The 1,319-nt window shown below is 47.0% G+C and carries 1 protein-coding gene; it reads left to right on the top strand.

All coding sequences use genetic code 11. The features are described 5' to 3' along the window. Positions 1-210, top strand: a 210-nt coding sequence (locus DFQ01_RS30930; RefSeq protein WP_219993719.1) for a hypothetical protein, incomplete at its 5' end; no start/stop codon positions are given. Positions 211-1,319: the final 1,109 nt, after the last annotated feature.

Here is a 1,319-nt window from a genome sequence, read left to right as displayed (position 1 = left end):
AAGATCGAAGAGCGGTTAAAGATGAAAGAACATTGTCAAAGATCGAAGAACGGTGTGAATGCAGTTCGAAGAAGGCGAGACCGTCCGATAACACCGTATTCACGCATCGGGCCATTCGGCCCTTGGTCCGGCAGAGGAATTTCGGGGGAGCGGGAGCAGGCGGACAACCCTGCACTGGCTAAGTCTGACGACCCGGGCTGGCGCCCTTAAGCCAGTGAGGGTTCGTGAATACAAAGACGTTATCCGACAGACCTGCAATGTGTTTGAAGAACTCAATATTGAGTGAGATTGAAAGATTTAAGAGCTGTTGAAGGGCAAAGGACATTTTAAAGACTTAAGTGCAGTTGAAGGAAAAGGGGCATTTTGAAAGATTTAAGAGCGGTTAAAGGACAAAAGGCAATCTGAAAGACTTAAGGGCAGTTGAAGTACCAGGACATATTGAAAGATTAAATAGCAGTTGAAGGACAAAGGGCATATTGAGAGATTGAAGAATGAATGCAATTCGAAGATGGCAGGACCGTCGGATAACACCGTATTCACGCATCGGGCCATTCGGCCCTCGGTCCGGCAGGGGCATTTCGGGGATGTGGAAGCAGCCGGACAACCCTGCACTGGCTAAGTCCGTCGGACCCGGGGCATGCGCCCCTTAAGCCAGTGAGGATTCGTGAATACCAAGACGTTATGTGCAATACCCGAATGGATTAAGAGAGAGCTGGAAGAGGGAATAAGATTCGTTCGCTAACGCGTTTAGAGGATTAAGAACAGATAAACAGAACAGGAAACTGCTAAATCTGGGTTCAAGAGAAGAGAAGAGAAGAGAAGAGAAGAGAAGGTGTGGGTAATTTCATTACGTAGCAAAGAACAAGAAATTAAGAGATGAAGAGCAAATTTATGAAAGCAATTCTATGGAAGCGAGAGAAAGAAAACGATATGACTGCAGCTCATTACGGAGCAAGAGAATAAAGAACGGTTTGAAGATCAGGAATGATAGAAGATTTAAGTGCGAATTAAGAACAACTACTAGATGCTGCGCTTCATTTATATGAGAGTAACTCGAAGAAGTCGGGAACTGCACATAACACCATATTCACGCATCGGGCCATACGGCCCTCGGTCCGGCAGAGGCATTTCGGGGAAGCGGAGGCAGCCGGACAACCCTGCACTGGCTAAGTCCGTCGGACCCGGGGCTGACGCCCCTTAAGCCAGTGAGGGTTCGTGAATACAAAGACGTTATGTGCAATACCCGAATGAATATGAGAGAACTGGAAGAGAGAACAAGAACGATTGCTAACGCGTTTAGATAAGAGCAGAGTATTACA

This window comes from Paenibacillus cellulosilyticus, assembly GCF_003182255.1.
Classification (GTDB): domain Bacteria; phylum Bacillota; class Bacilli; order Paenibacillales; family Paenibacillaceae; genus Paenibacillus_T; species Paenibacillus_T cellulosilyticus.
This window is presented reverse-complemented; position numbering and strand designations above follow the sequence as displayed.